The 19,939-nt window shown below is 38.2% G+C and carries 21 protein-coding genes; 12 read left to right on the plus strand and 9 right to left on the minus strand.

What is annotated here, in order from left to right:
* The first annotated feature begins 143 nt into the window (after positions 1 to 143).
* Positions 144 to 1,871 carry a glutamine--tRNA ligase/YqeY domain fusion protein gene (locus tag I2F31_RS04725; RefSeq protein ID WP_195768381.1) on the plus strand — a complete coding sequence of 576 codons (1,728 nt, stop codon included), beginning with the start codon at positions 144 to 146 and terminating at the stop codon, positions 1,869 to 1,871.
* Between the two features lie 50 nt (positions 1,872 to 1,921).
* Here I2F31_RS04725 and I2F31_RS04730 read toward each other — a convergent pair whose 3' ends face one another.
* Positions 1,922 to 2,416, minus strand: a complete 495-nt coding sequence (locus tag I2F31_RS04730) for a lecithin retinol acyltransferase family protein (RefSeq protein ID WP_407647863.1) — start codon at positions 2,414 to 2,416, stop codon at positions 1,922 to 1,924.
* Between the two features lie 206 nt (positions 2,417 to 2,622).
* On the opposite strand from I2F31_RS04730, the gene I2F31_RS04735 reads away from it, so the two are divergent.
* On the plus strand, positions 2,623 to 3,984 hold the full coding sequence (locus I2F31_RS04735) for a nucleobase:cation symporter-2 family protein (protein WP_195773526.1): 1,362 nt from the start codon (positions 2,623 to 2,625) through the stop codon (positions 3,982 to 3,984).
* A 31-nt stretch (positions 3,985 to 4,015) separates the two neighbouring features.
* Here the strand turns inward: I2F31_RS04735 and I2F31_RS04740 are convergent, their stop codons facing one another.
* The 3 genes from I2F31_RS04740 to fdxA form a co-directional block, all read right to left on the minus strand.
* Positions 4,016 to 4,645, minus strand: a complete 630-nt coding sequence (locus tag I2F31_RS04740; RefSeq protein WP_195768384.1) for an OB-fold-containig protein — start codon at positions 4,643 to 4,645, stop codon at positions 4,016 to 4,018.
* Positions 4,646 to 4,662: 17 nt separating this feature from the next.
* Positions 4,663 to 5,391 (minus strand): D-Ala-D-Ala carboxypeptidase family metallohydrolase, encoded by a 729-nt coding sequence (locus tag I2F31_RS04745; protein WP_195768385.1) that lies wholly within the window; start codon positions 5,389 to 5,391, stop codon positions 4,663 to 4,665.
* A 116-nt stretch (positions 5,392 to 5,507) separates the two neighbouring features.
* Entirely contained in the window at positions 5,508 to 5,837 is a 330-nt protein-coding gene (gene fdxA, locus I2F31_RS04750) for a ferredoxin FdxA (RefSeq protein WP_195768386.1), read from the minus strand.
* A gap of 278 nt (positions 5,838 to 6,115) precedes the next feature.
* Between fdxA and I2F31_RS04755 the strand changes: the two genes are divergently transcribed.
* Positions 6,116 to 6,370: a hypothetical protein gene (locus I2F31_RS04755; RefSeq protein ID WP_195768387.1), complete on the plus strand. Its 255-nt coding sequence runs from the start codon at positions 6,116 to 6,118 to the stop codon at positions 6,368 to 6,370.
* A gap of 47 nt (positions 6,371 to 6,417) precedes the next feature.
* Here the strand turns inward: I2F31_RS04755 and mutS are convergent, their stop codons facing one another.
* Positions 6,418 to 9,000 (minus strand): DNA mismatch repair protein MutS, encoded by a 2,583-nt coding sequence (gene mutS / locus I2F31_RS04760; RefSeq protein ID WP_195768545.1) that lies wholly within the window; start codon positions 8,998 to 9,000, stop codon positions 6,418 to 6,420.
* Positions 9,001 to 9,320: 320 nt separating this feature from the next.
* On the opposite strand from mutS, the gene I2F31_RS04765 reads away from it, so the two are divergent.
* The 5 genes from I2F31_RS04765 to I2F31_RS04785 all read left to right on the plus strand — a co-directional run bounded on the left by I2F31_RS04765 (position 9,321) and on the right by I2F31_RS04785 (position 14,503).
* Positions 9,321 to 10,277: a 2-hydroxyacid dehydrogenase gene (locus I2F31_RS04765; protein WP_195768388.1), complete on the plus strand. Its 957-nt coding sequence runs from the start codon at positions 9,321 to 9,323 to the stop codon at positions 10,275 to 10,277.
* 177 nt (positions 10,278 to 10,454) lie between these two features.
* On the plus strand, positions 10,455 to 11,858 hold the full coding sequence (locus tag I2F31_RS04770; RefSeq protein ID WP_195768389.1) for a hypothetical protein: 1,404 nt from the start codon (positions 10,455 to 10,457) through the stop codon (positions 11,856 to 11,858).
* 199 nt (positions 11,859 to 12,057) lie between these two features.
* Positions 12,058 to 12,648, plus strand: coding sequence for a LysE family translocator (locus tag I2F31_RS04775; RefSeq protein ID WP_195768390.1), 591 nt, complete (start codon positions 12,058 to 12,060; stop codon positions 12,646 to 12,648).
* A 5-nt stretch (positions 12,649 to 12,653) separates the two neighbouring features.
* A complete protein-coding gene (locus I2F31_RS04780) occupies positions 12,654 to 13,166 on the plus strand; it encodes a DinB family protein (RefSeq protein WP_407647859.1) in 513 nt (170 codons plus the stop codon).
* 464 nt (positions 13,167 to 13,630) lie between these two features.
* Complete coding sequence (locus I2F31_RS04785; RefSeq protein ID WP_195768391.1) at positions 13,631 to 14,503, plus strand: DUF2071 domain-containing protein; 873 nt, start codon at positions 13,631 to 13,633, stop codon at positions 14,501 to 14,503.
* 193 nt (positions 14,504 to 14,696) lie between these two features.
* Here I2F31_RS04785 and I2F31_RS04790 read toward each other — a convergent pair whose 3' ends face one another.
* Positions 14,697 to 15,614 (minus strand): DUF6662 family protein, encoded by a 918-nt coding sequence (locus tag I2F31_RS04790; RefSeq protein ID WP_195768392.1) that lies wholly within the window; start codon positions 15,612 to 15,614, stop codon positions 14,697 to 14,699.
* Positions 15,615 to 15,757: 143 nt separating this feature from the next.
* Between I2F31_RS04790 and I2F31_RS04795 the strand changes: the two genes are divergently transcribed.
* Genes I2F31_RS04795 through I2F31_RS04805 form a run of 3 tightly spaced genes read left to right on the plus strand, consistent with a single transcriptional unit; the run spans position 15,758 to position 17,567 of the window.
* Positions 15,758 to 16,282 (plus strand): FMN-binding protein, encoded by a 525-nt coding sequence (locus I2F31_RS04795; protein ID WP_195768393.1) that lies wholly within the window; start codon positions 15,758 to 15,760, stop codon positions 16,280 to 16,282.
* The gene (locus tag I2F31_RS04800) at positions 16,279 to 17,142 is read left to right on the plus strand and encodes an FAD:protein FMN transferase (protein ID WP_323127563.1); all 864 of its coding nucleotides are present in this window, start codon (positions 16,279 to 16,281) and stop codon (positions 17,140 to 17,142) included. Before I2F31_RS04795 ends, I2F31_RS04800 begins: the two co-directional genes overlap by 4 nt.
* Positions 17,136 to 17,567 carry a DUF4405 domain-containing protein gene (locus tag I2F31_RS04805; protein ID WP_195768395.1) on the plus strand — a complete coding sequence of 144 codons (432 nt, stop codon included), beginning with the start codon at positions 17,136 to 17,138 and terminating at the stop codon, positions 17,565 to 17,567. The genes I2F31_RS04800 and I2F31_RS04805 overlap by 7 nt, the downstream gene beginning before the upstream one ends.
* Before the next feature lie 21 nt (positions 17,568 to 17,588).
* On the opposite strand, the gene I2F31_RS04810 is transcribed toward I2F31_RS04805, so the two are convergent.
* From I2F31_RS04810 to I2F31_RS04820, 3 genes are all read right to left on the minus strand, one after another.
* The gene (locus tag I2F31_RS04810) at positions 17,589 to 17,954 is read right to left on the minus strand and encodes a DUF423 domain-containing protein (protein WP_195768396.1); all 366 of its coding nucleotides are present in this window, start codon (positions 17,952 to 17,954) and stop codon (positions 17,589 to 17,591) included.
* 108 nt (positions 17,955 to 18,062) lie between these two features.
* Positions 18,063 to 18,932 carry an RNA polymerase sigma factor RpoH gene (rpoH, locus tag I2F31_RS04815; RefSeq protein ID WP_195773527.1) on the minus strand — a complete coding sequence of 290 codons (870 nt, stop codon included), beginning with the start codon at positions 18,930 to 18,932 and terminating at the stop codon, positions 18,063 to 18,065.
* A 114-nt stretch (positions 18,933 to 19,046) separates the two neighbouring features.
* Positions 19,047 to 19,298, minus strand: a complete 252-nt coding sequence (locus I2F31_RS04820; RefSeq protein ID WP_195768398.1) for a sulfurtransferase TusA family protein — start codon at positions 19,296 to 19,298, stop codon at positions 19,047 to 19,049.
* Between the two features lie 360 nt (positions 19,299 to 19,658).
* Between I2F31_RS04820 and I2F31_RS04825 the strand changes: the two genes are divergently transcribed.
* Entirely contained in the window at positions 19,659 to 19,871 is a 213-nt protein-coding gene (locus I2F31_RS04825) for a cold-shock protein (protein ID WP_088822748.1), read from the plus strand.
* Positions 19,872 to 19,939 lie beyond the last annotated feature (68 nt).

Consider the following 19,939-nt stretch of genomic DNA (forward strand, 5'->3'; position numbering starts at 1 on the left):
CAATTGCCATGGTTTTTTGGTTGAGAGAAGCATAAGCAAACTGTAAACTAGATAGCAAGTATAAACATCAATTATCTTTGAAAAAAGCCAAGATGATGTTCCGTTTAGTCAAAATTTAACTGTATAGAAGTGAATAATCTATTATGAAGCCAAATGATGTTGTTTCAAATCTGCCTACCCCTCCGACGACAGATCGTCTTGCTTCTACTGAGTCTGTGCAGCAAGAACAACAGCCAGGCTTAGACTTTGTGCGTCAAATTATTACTGACGACTTAGCAGAGGGGCGTACACAAACAGTGGTAACACGTTTTCCACCAGAGCCAAATGGTTATTTACATATTGGTCACGTAAAAGCCATCTGTTTAAACTTTGGTGTGGCAAGTGAGTTTAATGGTCAATGTAATTTACGTTTTGACGATACAAACCCAGATGCAGAAGAACAAGAATATGTTACAGGTATTGCAAATGATATTCAGTGGCTAGGTTTTGAGTGGAGTGGTGACGCTCGCTATGCATCAAGCTACTTTGAACAACTTTACACTTGGGCCGTTGACCTGATTAAACAAGGTGATGCGTATGTAGATTTACAAACGCCTGAGCAAATTAAACTGAACCGTGGTAATTTTGTGGAAGCGGGTAAAAATTCACCATACCGTGATGCCAGTGTAGAAGAAAATTTACAGCAGTTTGAAAAGATGCGTTCTGGTGAGTACAGCGAAGGACAAGCTGTCTTGCGTGCTAAAATTGACATGGCAAGCCCGAATGTACACATGCGTGACCCAATTTTGTACCGTATTTTGCATGCATCGCACCATCAAACAGGCGATACATGGAAAATTTACCCAATGTATGACTATGCACACCCATTGTCTGATGCAATTGAGGGTGTTACACACTCATTATGTACTTTAGAGTTCCAAGACCACCGCCCATTTTACGATTGGGTGATTGCGAAAGTACATTCAAAAGATGTACCTCGCCAGTATGAATCATCTCGTTTAAATATTGACTACACCATCACTTCAAAACGTAAGTTACGCCGTTTGGTTGAAGGTGGTTTTGTGAGTGGTTGGGATGACCCACGTATGCCAACCGTTGTGGGGATGCGTCGCCGTGGTTTTACACCAGAAGGCTTACGTGATTTCTGTAAGCGTGTTGGGGTATCTAAAACAGATGGTGTGGTTGATGTGGCCATGCTTGAATTTTGTATTCGTCAGTCATTAGAAAGTACGGCTGCCCGTGGTATGGCAGTACTAGAGCCATTAAAAGTTACGCTGACCAATTTACCTGAAGCGATGGATTTGGTGCATGCACGTCATCCAAATGTAGACTTAGGCGAGCGAGTGATTCCTTTAACGCAAGAGATTTATATTGACCGTAAGGACTTTGAAGAAGTACCACCAAAAGGCTTTAAGCGTTTGACAGTGGGTGGTGAAGTTCGTTTACGTCATGCCTATGTAGTACGTTGTGATGAAGTGATTAAAAATGAGCAAGGTGAAGTTGTTGAACTAAAATGTTCAATAGATGCAGATACTTTGGGTAAAAAGCCAGAAGGCCGTAAAGTGAAAGGTGTGATTCATTGGGTATCTGCTACGCATGGTGTGCCTGCAGAAGTACGTATGTACGATCGTTTATTTAATGAAGCGAATCCAGATGCAGGTGATGACTTCTTGGCACATTTAAATCAAGATTCACTCAAAGTGGTACAAGCGGTGGTTGAGCCTGCACTTGCACAAGCTCTTGCAGAAGATCGCTTCCAGTTTGAGCGTGAAGGTTATTTTGTGGCTGATCGTTATGATCATTCAAAAGACAAATTGGTGTTTAACCGTATTTTAGATTTAAAAGACAGTTTTAAACCTGATGTTAAATAAATAATCATGTATTGATGAATAAGGGCTTTTTGGCATTGGTTAAAAGGCCCTTATTTTTTAGGGTAGTTTTTTTGTCGAATACTTTTGCTTTTATCATGTAGTTTTTTCTTGATATAAAGTACCAGTGCAAAACAGGCGGTCGCAATCGTAATAAATAGACCGTTCATGTAACTCATGAGTGAGCTGACATAGCCAATGGTCGTGAGTCTGTTCATCATTTTAACCACTTGTGGACTACTTTCTATCCCTGTAATCGCCCAACTACATAAATGCTCGCAGTTGTTAATAATTAAATGGTATTGGTTTTCATGCATACGTGAACGCATACGCCGTACTACCGCTTTACCTGAAAATTTGGGATTTTTATATGTACGAATATATACGTGTTTGCCATGTGAAAACTGCCAAAATTGCGTCAGTTCTATCGGACGTTTTTTAAATAAGTGGGCAAACCCTGAGTAATGTATAACACGCCCCCGACCAGCATATATACCGTGGTGGCTATAGCCCAAATGTTTCACAATTAAGTGTGAACCGATAGGAATATGTAGGCGTTGATGCTGTTTTTTCACAGGAAAACAAAGTAATCAAAGTCACGTTATTATAACAAAATTACGTCTTATATATTAAAAAATGACTGATTTTCACGAACTATTCAAAGCTAGACCATAGTCTACATCGCTTTTTAAAGATGGTTGGCATAGCTATTGCTTCTGTTGTTACATGAAATAAACAAAAATAGAAGGTTTTCATGAGCAAAGTAAAAGGGTTTTCTTCACCAGAAGATGAATATTTAGGAGTTGGGAAAAGCTTTGCCTATGGTTTACAGCATGTATTAATCATGTACGGTGGGATTGTTGCACCTCCATTAATTGTTGGCTCAGCTGTCGGTTTAAGTGCGAGCCAAATTGGCATGCTCATTACGGCATCATTATTTGTGGGTGGTTTGGCAACTTTGCTACAAACCGTTGGGGTGAAATGGTTTGGGGTGAAACTGCCTTTAGTGCAGGGGGTCTCTTTTGCAGGTGTAGCAACCATGATTGCCATTGGTACATCTGGTGGTGGTTTTCAAGCCATTTTAGGCGCAGTCTTTGCCAGTGCGATTGTGGGTTTAGTTATTGCACCATTTTTTGCAAGAATTGTAAGATTTTTTCCACCTGTCGTCACAGGGTGTGTTATCACCATTATTGGGCTATCACTGCTTCCTGTTGCGTTAAGATGGGTCATGGGTGGCAATAGTAAAGCACCGAATTGGGGCTCATTAGAAAACCTTGGTTTAGCTGCCATGACTTTAGTGATTCTATTAATTTTAAGTAAATTTGGCTCAGTTGCGATACGCCGTTTGGCTGTTTTGTCTTCAATTGTACTTGGAACAATTTTTGCCTATTTGCTTGGTTTTTGTGATTTTTCGAAAGTTACAACAGGCAGTTGGATTGCGTTTCCAAGCATTTTAGAATTTGGTATGCCAACATTTCAAATACCTGCCATTATTGCCATGTGTATTGTTATGATTGTTACACTTACAGAAACCACTGCAGATATTTTGGCAGTCAGTGAGATTGTAGGGACAGAAGCAGATCAAAAACGTATTGCCAATGGCTTACGTGCAGATATGTTGTCCTCAGCAGTTGCACCATTTTTTGGCACATTTATGCAAAGTGCATTTGCACAAAACGTAGGTTTGGTTGCCATTACGGGTATTAAAAGCCGTTTTGTGGTTGCTGCAGGTGGTGTTATTTTGGTGTTGCTTGGCTTGTTACCAATTATGGGGCGTTTTGTAGCAGCAATTCCAACACCTGTACTTGGCGGTGCAGGGCTAGTGTTGTTTGGTACTGTGGCAGCAAGTGGTATTCGCACCTTGGCACAAGTTGACTTCCGTGAGCAGAAAAATCTTATTATTGTTGCTGTTGCTATTTCAGCAGGCATGATTCCAATCATTAATGGTGATTTCTTTATGCACTTCCCTAAATGGGTACAAACGCTATTTCATTCAGGAATTAGTACAACCTGTATTGTTGCTGTATTTTTAAATATTTTCTTTAATCACTTTGCAATGGGTCGTCAAACAGCCTCAGCGAAAACAAGTACAGACTCAGTAAAATCATCACATTAAATTGGAGTCATAGCAGTGGGTAAGCTCACTGCTACTGAGTGATGTGTTGCGTATCAAATAAGTGATGAGAATCACTTATTTTTTTTGCGATATAAAATTGATTAGATGCTTTAACAATAATAATTTGGCTACGAATTGGAATTGTACCAAAGTCAGCATAGACCTGAATATAATGCAATTGACCATATTCATCTCTCACTCTTGCTTCAGCATGACGATGAGTTGAAGCCTCTCCATTAGAAATCGTTGCCAGTCTTCCTACTAAATTGGGGGCTTTATAGCGATAACGTGGTGTGATGACTTGGTTTAAGCAATGCACCATAAATACAGTAAAAAACGTACCTATAACGGTAGCCAGTGGTAATACATATAGCATGGTACTAAAGCTTTGCTGATAGGCAAAATAAGCGAATTGTACAAAGTAGCCTGCAAAGCTAAAATTTAGTAAAAAGAACAGGACAATCAGTACTTTTGAGAACTTTACCGATGAAAAGCTACGCCATAAATGACTCGGAATAACAGGTTTTAGAAAGTACAGCGGTTGTTTGCCAAAATAAAAACCAATGGTTTCAATGGCACTCATGGTAATGAGGCTCACAACACAGACATGAAATGGCAGTAATTCTGGGCTAAGTAAAAAATGACTAAACCGATGACCCATATAATATCCCCCTTACGTTAAAGCGTACATGTAGATGTCTTGTGATTTAAAAGCGTACCCCATGTTCGATAGCCTTGCGTATCTATATGAATTTGTCCAGAGGCATACACGCCTAGACCAAGATTAAGATTTGCACCATATTTTTGCCAAAACTTACACAATTCAACTTTTGTTGATGCAATCTGCTCTAAGTCAGCGTCTTGTGGCGTTGCAGGGCCAATTCTAAAATCAATGGCCGAATTATATAGATGTCGTGACTCATTCGCACCACCTGCACATTGGTTGGTGGGAAGGTCTCTGTATACAGACGTTACTTCAAAATCTTTAAGTATGTGCTGTTCTATAAGTTGTTTTAATACTTTGAGGGTGGCAACTTGATTTGGCCAAAGCTCTTGATTCGGTACAGCGTACTCTTGACTGGCACATTTTTGCCAATCTCTTGCTGTGCGAAATAGTTCAAATGAGGGTACAACATTGGCAACATGGTGTTTTGCTAAAAAGTTTTCGTAGGCACTGACTTGTTGAGCGTGGTTTTTCTCAGCTAACCATTGTGTGTAACTATTGGGTATGGCTTTGCTGATGACAACAGCATGCTTTAAATCTATTGTTGTAATACTATTACTGACGAGCAGTTTAGATGGCTCATTATGCTGAGTTGTAATAGGAGTTTGTATTGACTCACAAGACAGAAGCAGGAATGGCAGTGTAAAACACAAAAACGACTTTTTACGTGGCAATGCAGTCATATGGGTAGATCAAGTGAAGAGAAGGTGACTTGAGCGTAGTTTACGTGATATTTGAAATAGAAAAATGATTAATTGGGTGCTAAATAAAAAAGACCAGTAAATACTGGTCTTTCAAATTATTTTTCTAAGTACTGTAGCTTATCAGGCTTACCATTCCATTCATCACGGTCTTCTGGCTGTTCACCAATTTCGGTGATGTTCGTCCAGTTTTCTGCCTCTGCTAACTCTGCATTGAGTGCAATAAACACTTCTTGGCCTTCAGGTAACTCATCTTCAGAGAAAATCGCATTGGCTGGGCATTCAGGTTCACATAATGCACAGTCAATACATTCGTCTGGGTGAATAACAAGAAAGTTTGGCCCCTCATAGAAGCAATCTACAGGACATACTTCAACACAGTCTTGATATTTACATTTAATACAGTTTTCAGTGACAACAAAGGCCATAGCGACAGCTACCTAAAAAATTTGGTGTTAATTCTTGATTGTCATATTGTAGGCAAAAAAGGGGGTAACTAACAATTCCTTTTATTGATATTAATTATTAAAATCTATGAATAAGACACTTCTATATGAATTTTTCTGATTAATGATAATTAATATCATCTAAAACATGTTTCAAATTGTGAACAAAAAGCCATTGTCATATTTTTTTAAACAAACTTTTGCATGCTCGTAGTGTAGTTGTTTGAGATGTTCTTGATATGGCTTATATGGATGGTCGAATGAATAGCAAAACAGAATTAAATCAGCAAAAACAAATCAAAAACGCAAAACGTGGTGGACATAAACCGAGTATTGCTAAAGATATAAACAAACATAAAATACAAAAACTACAACGTTTCATGAAGGAGTTAGAGCAAGAATATGCCCAGCATTGGCATGAAGCCACGCATCAGGCACAGGTCTATGAGCAAGGTTATGCCCAAGCCCTGCATCATGTACAAAGTCGATTAACTGATATTCTAAGCATTAAATAATATATTAAATCTCGTACTTATTATGCTTTAAGTACGAGATTTTTGTCTTATTGAAGCTCAGATTTTAGTGCATAGAGTCGTTCTAAGGCTTGTTTGGGTGTCATGTCATCGAGGTCTAACTCGCGAAGCATTTGATCAATGCGTGATGGCGTTTCAACATGGATGACTTTTTCAACCACCTCAGGCTCAATCTGACTAAATAGGTCACTTTGTTGTGCTGTGCTTGGTGTTGTAAGCTGTTGTTTTTCTAACAGCTTGAGCTTTTTTTGTGCTTCTTTGATGACATTGTTTGGAATACCTGCCAACTTCGCCACTTGCAAGCCATGACTTTGACTGGCAGGGCCTGTTTGTACTTTGTGAAGTAAAATGAGGCTACCATTTATTTCTTTAGCAGTGACGTGATAATTGTCTATGTTTTGGTCTGAACCAAGTTCGGTAAGTTCAAAGTAATGTGTGGCAAATAAACATAAACATTTAATACGTTTCGATAAATCGAGTACGCATGCCCAAGCTAAAGACAGGCCATCATAAGTACTCGTACCACGCCCAACTTCGTCCATAAGTACTAAGGACTGTGGTGTGGCATGGTGCAAGATTTGTGATGTTTCCGTCATTTCTACCATAAAAGTAGACTTACCTGTAGAGAGGTCATCTGCTGAGCCAATACGCGTGAAAATACGATCGATTGGGCCAAGGAGGGCCTGTTCAGCAGGTACAAAACTACCACAATGTGCCAATAACGTAATCAGTGCTGTTTGACGCATGAAGGTAGATTTACCACCCATGTTGGGCCCTGTAATAATAGCAAGGCGGTGTTGGTGGTCGAGATGAGTGTTATTGGGCGTAAATGGGCTTTTATTGAGTGATTCGACTACAGGATGGCGACCTGCGGTAATGTGTATACCAGTTTCTACAGTAAAGTCAGGTTGAGTCCAATGTCTAAGTCGTGCTTGGTGAGCAAAGTTACTCAGTACATCGAGCTGTGCAATAGCACTGCTCATACACTGAAGTTGACCTAAATGACCACGCAGTTGTTCAAGTATTTGCTCAAATAGCATTTTTTCACGGGCTAAAGCACGTGACTCACTTGAAAGTACTTTATCTTCAAAGGACTTTAATTCAGGCGTAATGTAACGCTCAACATTTTTAAGTGTTTGTCTGCGAATATAGTGTGTTGGTGCTTGTTCTGCTTGGGCTCGTGAGAGTTCTATGTAATAACCACTGATACGGTTATAGCTAATTTTTAAGGTGTTAATTCCCGTTTCTTGTTTTTCTTTCACTTCAAGATCAATGAGGAATTGCCCTGCGTGGTCACGTATTTTTCTTAGCTCGTCAAGTTCTGGGTCAAAACCTTCTGCAATGACTTGCCCATCACGTAGTAGTACAGGGGGTGCTTCTACAATAGCAGCAGATAAATATTGATGAAGTGATTCAAAATCGCCAATGTCTTGGGCTAAATCTTGAAGTAGCTTGGCCGATGGCGTTAATCTGAGTAAAGGTTCTAAAGTCTGTTTAAGCTCAGGCAGTTGTGCACATGCTTGTCTAATTAAAACCAAATCACGAGGGCGAGCTGTACCTAAAGCCACTCGACTCAACACCCGTTCAATGTCGCCAATCTGTTTTAATGGGGCTCTAATATTACTTTCATGGTCGTACTCAAGCATATGGCGAATCGCATCAAGCCGTTGCTCGAGTATGGCGCTGTCTCTGAGCGGTTGCATGAGTGTACGGCGTAATAAACGTGCCCCCATGGCAGTTTGGCAGTCATTCACCAAATCAAATAAAGAGGTTCCATGTTCAAATAAGGGCTCAACGATTTCTAAGTTACGCCGTGTTACAGGATCTAGTGCAATGAAGTCTTGGCTTTGTTCAACTTGTATGGCTTGAATGTGTGGTAACGCCGTTTTTTGAGTTTCTTTGGCGTAGTGAATTAGTGCTGCCGCCGCTGCTTGTGCAAGGGGCAGGTGGTCTATACCAAAGCCTGCAAGTGTTGAAACATTCAGCTGATCACATAAGGTTTTATGTGCATTGTTGACATTAAAGTCTACATTTGGGCGTTTTGTAATTGGACACTCTTGTTGTTTTTTAATGAGATCTATGATGTTTTCATCAATTAAATCTTCATCAATTAGAATTTCACTTGGCATAAGCCGAGACAGTTCAATACCCAATAATTCGGGTTTAAACTCAATTTGCTGTACTTTAAAAAGACTTGAGCTTAAGTCGAGTAAGGCAATACCAACTTGATTTTGTTTAATACTTAAAGCCACTAAATTTGAGCTTTGTGTGCTGTTTAATAAAGCATCATCTGTAAGTGTGCCTGGTGTTAAAATACGCACGACTTGTCGGTCTACAGGGCCTTTGCCTGTGACTTCACCCACTTGTTCACAAATGGCAACAGTTTCACCACGTTTGACTAAGCGAGCCAAGTAACCTTCTGCAGCATGGTAAGGTACACCAGCCATTGGAATAGGGTCACCGCCACTTTTCCCCCGATGGGTGAGTGTTATGCCAAGTAGTTTAGCAGCCTTTTTTGCATCATCAAAAAATAATTCGTAGAAATCACCCATACGGTAAAATAATAAGCTGTGAGGGTGTTGGATTTTTACATTGAGATACTGCTGCATCATGGGGGTGTGTGCTGCAATATTTTCAAAAATTTGATTGAGTGTTGACACAAGCAAGCCTTAAATTGAATAAAAACAAGAACAATGTGAGGTGACTTTACTATAAATAATGTTGAATAAACAGGTTGTATAGATACATGCAAAGCATGATCAAATAAAAAGGATTTAATTTATTATTTTTTAACCACTTTGTGTGGCTTAGTCTTTCGTTATATTTGACTTTATTTTGAGCATTTTTAGTGTTTATATATAGCATCTGCTTACTTTTTAAGGCATAGTCAAATAAAGCAATAAAACTAACCTGTAAAATAATGGAGCTGAACATGTCTGGCAAAATAGATACAAAAATATTACTTATTGGTACGCAATCTGAAATTTATATTCAGGCATTGCAAGCCACATTTAGCACAGTACATCAGCTTGCATTAGAACAAGACCAGACTGAATTTCTAAAACAACATGGACACGAGTTTAAAATTGCAGCAACAAGTAATAATGTCGGTATTCGTGCCGCGTTGATTGACCAATTACCTGAGCTAAAAATTATTGCAAGTTTTGGTGTGGGTTTTGATAGCATTGACGTGGCTTATGCAAATAAAAAAGGTATTGTTGTTACCAATACACCAAATGTATTGAATGATTGTGTAGCAGATACAGCCATGATGATGACTTATGCACTGTCTAGACAGCTTTTACAAGCAGACCGTTTTGTTAGAACAGGACAGTGGGCAAAAGCTGAGTATCCATTGACGCGAAATACAGCACGAAAAGTTTGTGCCATTTTAGGTATGGGAAATATTGGTGAAGCGATTGCTAAGCGTGCTGAAGCTGCAGGCATGGAAATTATTTATCATAACCGTAGTAAAAAATCGCATGTGTCATACCGTTATGTAGACAGTGTAGATGAATTAGCCAAACAAGCCGATGTACTGGTATTGGCTTTACCAAGTACAGGCCAAACAAAACATATTCTGAATGCAGATGTATTGGCACAAATGAAAAAGACTGCTTTTGTGGTGAATATTGCACGTGGTTCCGTGATTGATCAAAAAGCACTGATTCATAGTCTACAAACAGGTCAAATTGCAGGAGCGGGCTTAGATGTCTTTGAGGTTGAGCCTTGTGTAGATAGTCCGTTATTGAGCATGGACAACGTCGTTTTGACGCCTCATTATGCCAGTGGTACTTATGAAACACGCCAAGCGATGGCTGATTTAGTGGCTGATAATATTAAAGCATATTTAGATGGCCGTGAAGTATTAACCCCTGTGACTGTTTAATTGTAATGAGTGAGTACATGGCTCTAAATAGATACATGTACTCTATTATGTGTTGAGCAAAAAATTGGGCAACATTATATTTGTATTGAGGTGTATCGTTATAAAAAGTTGTGTTGTATTCAGCGTGTGAAAATAAAAAATGATTAAAATGTACCTTATATAATACTGGTGAAAATAATGAAAATTTCAACATGTTTATCTATATTTCTAATGACCTTAACTTTCCCAAGCCTAGGTCATTGCTTTACACCTTCTGGGTCATGGACGCTCGTTGATGATACGCCAGATGTAAAAGATTATTTTTTTAGAGTTAATGTTGATCCAGGGGAAGAGTATAAAAATATTTCAACTGATGTGACTGCACCCTCATCGGTTTATTTTGCACAATACGTGACGTTTCAACAAGCCAATGGCGGTTATTTAGGGTTACAGCGAAGCCGTGGTCAAAAACGAGCATTGGTTTCATTATGGACAGGCGATAAACCTGAAGAAAGTAAGTATTTTAATGCAGTAGGAGGTGCACTACCTAAGTTGGAGAGTTGTCATGAGTTTGGTAAGTGTTCATCCATTCAAGGAGCGTATGCGTGGAAAGTTGGTCATCAATACCGATTTAGATTTGAAAAAAGTCCAACATTAAAAGATAAAGGTGGGCAATGGTGGCAGATTACCTTAACTGATTTAACAACCAATCGCACCGATATTCTAGGTCAGTTAGAGACACCACTGAGTTTTGGGGGCTTAAAGAAATCAAACGGATTATTCCTTGAATATTTTTGGGGGCCTTACCGCTGTGATACCTTGAGACATGCAAATACAACATATTATGCCATTCAAGGAAATTGGGGGAAATCTACAAAACTGGCTTCAAAGGATGGCACGGGGTATGGCAAAGTCCATGAGTGTGCAAATGATCTATTGCTACCGAATACATCAGCGACAACGTTAGGGTCAAGTTCTTATGTCGGCCGTGATAATGCTGTTGAGGCGGTTGGAAATCAATATCGTGGTGTGCAAAAGTGGGATTCTTCGGTAAATTTTGTGCGACAAGGGATTTTTTATTCTAAGAACCTGAATGACACCTATCCTGTATTATGGCAAGCTAAAAAAACAGGTCATGTGCAAGACATTCCAACTACTGAGGTATCTAATAGTGACTGGCGTTTTATAGGGTTAGGTTATCCGATTATTAATGATCTTTATCTGACAAATCGCCCATTATTTCAGTGGGATCAGCGTAATGATCGTGACGTGATTGTTGGTGATTATTTTGTTTATTCTAACCCATATAGCAAAGACGTAGAATATTTTAAACTGAAAAGAAAATCTGCAGGATATTTCCCAACCGATAAAAGCAGTAATGCAGATTGGGAATATATTGGTCGTCATTTTATTAAAGGAGAGCCTTTAAAGCCACAAGTGTATTCAACGTGGGGGGCGAATAATCGTTATGGGAAAGTTGGCGAGGTCTTTCGCTCAGGTCACTTATTATTTCGACTAAAAACAACCGCTCAATATTGGTATTTCCCTGATCAGGGGGCGACAAGTAATACATGGTGGGATTTAATAGGTATTTTGCCTTAAATGCTTGTGTATGATGATGGGTCAAGATTTCAATACAAATATTGACCCATTTATTTTTTTAAAGATATTGATGAAGAGTTACTTCGCTTTCTAACGATTAAATACATCATAAGTAAATCTTTTTTATTTTTAAGAAACCTCATGATATTAGGCTGATGTATGAGTTAAGCCTAAGGGGATTAAATGGGGTAGAGGTTTTATGTTAAGTTTGTATTTTGGGTTGGCTATTTTTTGTTTTATTGCCTCGGTAACCCCAGGGCCAAATAATATTATTTTAATTATTGCAACGCATCGAGCAGGTCTTGTTGGGGCAATACCTGTACTTTTAGGCATTTGTGTTGGATTTTCTATCATGCTTGCCTGTAGTGGCGTGGTGCTTGGTTACTTAAATCAAAATATTTATGTGCATAATATTTTGGCAGTTGTGAGCCTGTGTTTCTTACTTTATGTTTGTTATTGTATTTTTAAAATGAATATTAATGATAAATTAGTAGATGATGATGCAAAAAGTAAAGACTTTAATTTTTTCACAGCATCTTTATTTCAATGGATTAACCCCAAAGCTTGGATTATTTGTAGTGCCGCTGCTGCAACTTATGTAAAAGCAGACATGGGGTATGGCAGTGTATTTTTAACTGCGTTTGTTATGTCTATTTTAGGTTGTACCCCATGGCTGGTTTTAGGTAGTTATTTAGATCAAATCTTAAATACCACGCTTAAAAAATCTATATTCTTTAAGAGTATGGCAGTCATTTTATTGGTGACAGTATTGTATTCATACCTTGCATAGCATACATGGTGATTGAGTTGGATATTGCAACATTAAAGCATTTTGCACAGTATTATATTTGGGCAACTGCTCGTTTAAATGAAACGTTGGTGCAGGTGTCTGAACAAGATTTTATACAGGAAAAAGGTCTATTTTTTCATAGTATTTTAGGCACACTCAATCATTTATATGTAGGCGAAACATTGTGGTTTGCCCGATTTAACCAATTAGAGCCACCCCAGTTGAGGTTAAACCAAATTGTTTTATCGGGTAAACAAGATATATTGATCGGGTTGCAAGAAAAAGCAGTGCAATGGCAATCATTTCTTGATGTTATGCCAGAGTCTTTATTAGATAGTGATTTAAACTATATATCTTCTACAGGAGCTGAGTATTGTTTACCTTATGGACAAACGTTGTTGCATGTATTTAATCATGCAACACACCATAGAGGCCAAATTACTGCTGCACTGACACAGTTTGGTTATACATGTCCTGAACTTGATTTGGTGTATATGTTGGTTGAAAATAGGGTTTAAGTACTATTGTACTTGGTTGGTAAAGTTTTTAGATTATGGTTTTGAGTCATTTGCATTCTATTTAACTTTTTTGTGTATATTGTTGTTTTATAAATATAATAATTCGCCACGATTAAAAAATGAAATAAAAATGACACCTTGATCTAATATGCTATCTTTTGTACTCATTTTATTTTAAACAAAGCCCCCCCAAGCTAAAAGATAAGGTTAAATGGCTTTAAATAGAGGCATAGATGTTTTTATAGTGATAAAAATACTCAAGGTTTTTAGTTTAGAGTAAGAGAAAAGTGCAATAGGGGGCAGTGAGTCATTATTTATCAGTGGCCTTTTTAGGTTTTTAGGCTAAGAGGTCAGTCATTTTATAGCGATGCTCCTTCGATAGCATTGTCTTTTATAAAGTCTTTAAATTTCAGTTTTTAAAAAAATAATACCACTGGTGTTATAAGTTTTTTGGGGGAAGTGGTATGCATAAACATCAAATTAAATTCAAATATTTATCGATGATTCAGCATGGTTTATTACGATTGTTTACATGTAAAACATTGCTACACGTTCGCCGTTGGTTAATGCATTATATTCCTTTTCTGAAATTAAAAAGTGAAGTCACTGATGTTGTATATTTATCTTGGTTGGTAGATGTTGATGCAGTGACCGCACAATATCCTCATTTTGTACCTTTTTGGCAAAAAGATGGCAAAACTATTTTTACAATTTTGACCTATCAACATCATCATTTTGGCTTCGCATTTTTAGGTTGGTTGCGTAAATTGTTCCCATCACCTAAGCAAAGTAATTGGCGTTTTTATTTAGCCACAACACACGCCAATAAAACGGTCATCTTTGAGCAAATCATTGTTGACCAGTTCCTTTATGTGCTTGGGGGGCGTTTAGCAAGTGATGTCATGCCTGCACAATTGGCAACACAGTTTGAGCATCATATAAATAGAAATATGCTGTCCGATGAAATAAGGACGCATATTCAATTGGATGATCAGTATTCATTTTCCTCCCAAATCAGAACAACAGATCAAACACAGTTGCCTGACGTATGGAAGCCATTGTTTAAAGATTGGAATGAGGCGGTCACATTCTTGGTCGATCAAGATCATGCTTGGTCACAGTGGAGCGATGATGCTGAGCATATTTCGCAAGGAGATATTGATATGTCCATTCAGCCGAACCAAATTAGACCTGCAAAAGTACAAAACATTCAAAGTCCTGAGATTTTAAAACAGTGGACAACGGACACAGAGCAAGAGGTATTTGCTTTTGTTGTGTCAGATTTACATTTTTATGTGCAGGGTGAGCATATGTTACTTAGAAATAGCTCATATTAATAACGAAGTCTAAGCAAAGGGTCTTAGAATTGTTGGTTATTTAAACCAGAAATGAAATGCCAGTCGATTTTCTAGAGCCTATATCAGATTTTATGTAAGTGCCTTTTTGGGTATTTCAAAATTCTATGGTTTTGTCATAAAAAAGCCATATAGAATCATCATCTATATGGCTTTTTAAGAAGCGTGTTAACTCTTAACCAAATGGAACCCCAATTTTAAATACAAATTGGTTACGTCCGTGGTTGTCTGAAACTTTGTTGTAGCCTGTGGCACAGTCGGCAGTACCATCTGCAAAACATTTACCTTGAAGTTGATAACGCCATGCTGCAGTTGCCCACCATTTTTGTGAAGCGTAATGTACTGTTGGGCCAATAAAGTGAGCCGTTTGTGTATGCTCATTCCAGAAGTAGCCATCATGGTCTGTGTGTAAGCGTCCTTCTAAACCTGCAGACCAATTGGGTGCAAAACGGTAGCTCGCACCATATAGAATGTCTCCCATTGAGTTGCGAATGGTTCCAGCATTATCATATTTTTCTTTTTCTGGCTCGTATAATAAGTTTAGTGCAACAATCAGACGGTCATCTAAGAAGTTAGATTGTAGTAAAAGGCGAACTTCAAGTGAGTCTTCTAGTCGGCCTAGTGTTGGTTCAACATATACCCCAACACCGACTGGTGAAGTGACTGGGTTGATTGCTCTCCAAATGAGCTCTAAAGACCCGCCATCAACAGTGAATTTTTTGTATGAGTCTGCGTCATGTGCACTAGAAGGTACACCAAAGCCTGCATTACATGGGTTTGCATCGCCATCACACATGTCTGGATTGGTATAGTTTTTCTTGGCCTGTATAGAATATGCATTTAAATAGCCTGCAATTTGTACGTCATCCGATACGCCATATTCTATTGCTGTACGGTACAAGCCTAAATTGTATGAGCCAGTTTGTTGGCCATGAGTAACATCAGCGCGTTGCTCAAATTCATACGTACCTTTTGGTTGTGTGTCTAATGTATATAAAAAACCAAAAAGCCCCTCACCAGCATGGGTGACGTTGCTGACACTACATGCCAAACATAAAGATAAGATCGTCTTTCTTAATGAAAATTGTCGCATTTTAGTTACTCTTTTTTATTGAGTGTTAATGATTATCATTTTTTCTTAATTTTTTATTAATTTTTGCACGATTTTTTAATTGCTTTTTAAGATACACTCTTAAAAATACGGATCCAATAAAAACATAGAGACGGTTAGTCATCATGAAATGGACAACTTGTTTGGGTGCTACATTACTTGTGACTCCCATTGTTTCACATGCCACGATTTATCTTACCAATGAACAAGTAAAGCAGGTTATTTTCCCAAACCAAATGCTTGTAAAGGAAAATATTCAACTGACACCAGAAAAAATTAAACAGCTTAAACAAATTTCGGGTATTAACTCTGCACTCAAAACAGATCAGATTTATAAAACCAAAGAAGGGGATTGGCTGATTATAGATCAGGTGATTGGTAAGCATGAAATGATTACTTACGCCGTGGGAATTCACGCCAATGGCAGTATTAAACAAATTGAAGTGATGGAATACACAGAAACGTATGGTGACCAAGTCAGAAATGCATCATGGCGTGATCAATTTGTAGGTAAAACTTCAAATTCTGCGCTGACTTTAGGTAAAGATATTAAAAATATTAGTGGTGCAACATTGTCTTCTAAGCATTTAACCGATGGTGTGCACCGTGCAATGGCATTGTATGCAATGGAACTAAAATCATTAAAATAACGCGTTCTCGTCCATTACTTGGTACATTTGTAGATATCCATGTACATGTGCCTAATAAAAGCCAACTTATGGTTGATCGGGTACATGTGGCGATATCACAAGCTTATCAAGTCATTGAGTCTGTACAGTCTTTAATGAGCTTTCACGACAAAAATAGTGCCCTTAATCAATTAAATGCAACAGCCCATACCACAGTAGTGCAAACACACCCTTGGATTTATGCAGTATTGCAACGTGCTCAAAAAATACATCATTACTCAGATGGATTATTTGATTGTAGTATTGCACCTATCTTGGTGGATTATGGTTTTTTACCTACACATCAATCCCATAACAATACTAACAACCAGTGGGCTACACAAAAAGATGTCATCTTATTGTCTCAAAATAGAGTTCAATTTAAATCACCTTTAAGCCTAGATTTGGGTGGTATTGCAAAAGGTTTTGCGGTAGATCTAGCACTACATTGTTTAAGACAACACCACATTAAACATGTTGTCATTAATGCGGGAGGGGATTTACGAGTGATGGGAGACTTTGAAGAAGCGATTTATATTCGTAACCCTGTTCAACCAAGCCAAGTAAAGTATTTGGGGAGCTTATCTAATGGCGCAATTGCAACATCGGGGAGTTATTTTGCAACAAAAATGTACCATCAGCAGCAAGTATCACATTTGATTGACCCTTTAACACAGCAGTCCGTGGTTACGGATCAAAGTTTTACTGTACTTGCCCCACAGGCATGGCTTGCAGATGCTTTAACTAAAGTGTTGGTACTAAGTGAAAATACCGAACACACTTGTTTTAAGCATTTTGGTGCGAAAGCATTGATTATAGAAAAATTTGAGAGTGAATGGTGAAAACATCAATTCGATTGCCTAAAATTCAAAAATATACCTTATATGTGATTTGGACGGTTTTAAGTATCACGGGGGTGTATTTTGCATATAGCCAAGATTGGAAAATGTATGATCCAAGCGATCTGACGGTATATAGTCTAAAATTACACGGTATTTGTGCCAGTATAATGCTGATCTTAATTGGAACACTGATTCCAATCCATATTCAACGCTCATTAGAAATCAAACGCAATGTAAAATCAGGCATTCCGACACTGGTGTTTATGCTGTTATTGGCTTTTAGTGGCATTGGTTTGTATTACAGTGCAGAAGGTTGGATAAGTGTTGTTAAGTTAGTACACATTTGGGTGGGTATTTTAATGATAGTTCTTATCCCATTTCATATTTGGCTTGGTCGTAGACGTAAAAAAATCACACTACCATAAGGTTGTAGTGTGATATCTGATTTACGCTTTAAATTTTATAGCATGGTAAGCCAGTGTTAACCAACCCAAAATCATCAGCAGGCCACCAAAAGGAGTGATTGCGCCGAGTACACGAGGTAAGCCTAAACTCATGACATAAAGCGAACCACAGAAAAATAAAATGCCGACTTGAATAAGTATAAAGCTGGCTTTAATTGGAAAAGCTGGTACAGCTTTAGCCAATATAGAGAGTGCAAGAAGGCCTATTGCGTGGTAGAAAAAATATTCTGTTGATGTATGCCACCATGTGAGTTGTTCTACACTTGCACGTGTTTTTAGCCCATGTGCACCAAATGCGCCTAAAATCACGGCTATTGCCAAATTAATTGCAGAAATTGCAAGCCACATCTTTTGCTGTCCTTGAATCTATCATAATGAGCATCAGTATAAGCATGCAGAAAAAGAAAGGGTAGCACTTATGGCTACCACTTTATTAGATCAGTCAATGCCGTTGAATTAATTGGAAGACATGGCGACTTTAATTTTTTCCATTGCATTTTTTTCGAGTTGGCGAATACGTTCTGCTGACACGTTATATTCAGATGCCAATTCATGCAAAGTCGACTTGTCATCATCAAGCCAGCGTCGTTGTAGAATATTCCGTGAGCGGTCATCTAAGTCATTCATTGCACTATGCAGTGCATTGTTACTTTCTTCCTCCCAATCCTCATCTTCAGCAAGACGAGCAGGATCGTAACGATTATCTTCAAGATAAAGTGAAGGTGAGACGTAGTGGCTAGACTCATCGTCATCGTCATTTTGACTCTCAAAGGCAGCATCGTATGATGTTAAACGCCCTTCCATTTCTAAGACTTGTTCAGGTGTAACATTTAAGTCTTTTGCAATTGACTCTGCTTCTTTGAGTGTAAGACGTTTGCTTGATTTTTTTAAACTTCTTAAATTAAAAAAGAGTTTACGCTGTGCCTTAGTGGTTGCAATTTTAACAATACGCCAGTTTCGAATCACATACTCATGAATTTCTGCTTTAATCCAATGTACTGCAAATGACACCAAACGTACGCCCATACTTGGGTCAAAACGCTTAACGGCTTTCATTAGGCCAAGGTTACCTTCTTGTATAAGGTCACCCTGAGGTAGGCCGTACCCTGCATATGTTCGTGCAATATGAATGACAAAGCGCAGGTGAGACATCACTAACATTTTAGCGGCATCTAAATCTTGGTTATAAAAATAACGATTCGCCAGCTCTCTTTCTTGCTCTGGCGTTAATATGGGAATTTGGTTGACACTACTGATATATGCTCCCAGATTTGCACCTGGTGCAGACAACGACAGGGGCATCGGTAGATTGCTGCTGTCAGTCATGGATACTCCTTAATGGGATACGTTTTCACGTGAGTTTTATGATAATTCGCTTTACAAGATAGATTAAGGTAAAAAGCGTATATAAATGTAAATAAGTATATCAATGGTGAGCGTTCAAGTATTTTGAGTATTAAATTGAATACAAAAGTGAAACTCGACTTCAGATATTTTAATCAAAGTGCAATGGATATTACGTAACTGACAAAAGCGTAAGATATCTATTTCACTATTGGGGTCAGAGGTAATCAGTTTTAAAGGTTGATGAGGATGGTCTTTAATCGCACGCTTGAGCATGAGTAGTGGCAAGGGGCAAGTTTTATTCGTTGCATCAACAGTGACAAAATTTTGTACGTGTTGTGAGGTCATAAAAATCTGTAAATACTTCAAATATTCAGATTATTTTAGCAAAAACATATGGGTTTAAAAAGTGATATTTAAAGAATTGAAATGATAAGCAGAATTTCAGCAGATTATTTATAAAAACAATAAAAGATTTGTTGAAAATATTCTATGAATTACGAGTTAAGCGTGTTACTCTCGAATAGTAATTAAGGGGAGCTTAAATATAACAGCCCACCATAAATACATTTTTTGGATGTAACCGGATTTTGTTGATAGTTTTACAGAAATGATCACAAGCTTAGAAATAATAAAATTTTTAACACTTGTTCACTCTGCTGTTTGCAACACCGGGTGGTCCTTTTCAATATCACTGAGGATTAACTTATGACAGTACGTGAACAAGGCGTAGTTAAATGGTTCAACGACACTAAAGGTTTCGGCTTTATTCAACGCAATGGCGGCGACGATGTATTCGTTCACTTCCGTGCTATTCAAGGCGACGGTCACCGTTCACTACGTGACGGCCAACGCGTTGAATTCAGTGTTGTGCAAGGTCAAAAAGGTTTTCAAGCTGAAGAAGTTCAGCCTTTAGACTAAGTATTTGGCAAATTGCTGAATATGACACCCCGATAGTTAACACTTCGGGGTGTTTTTGTTTATAATGC

Source organism: Acinetobacter rathckeae (genome assembly GCF_015627125.1).
GTDB lineage: Bacteria > Pseudomonadota > Gammaproteobacteria > Pseudomonadales > Moraxellaceae > Acinetobacter > Acinetobacter rathckeae.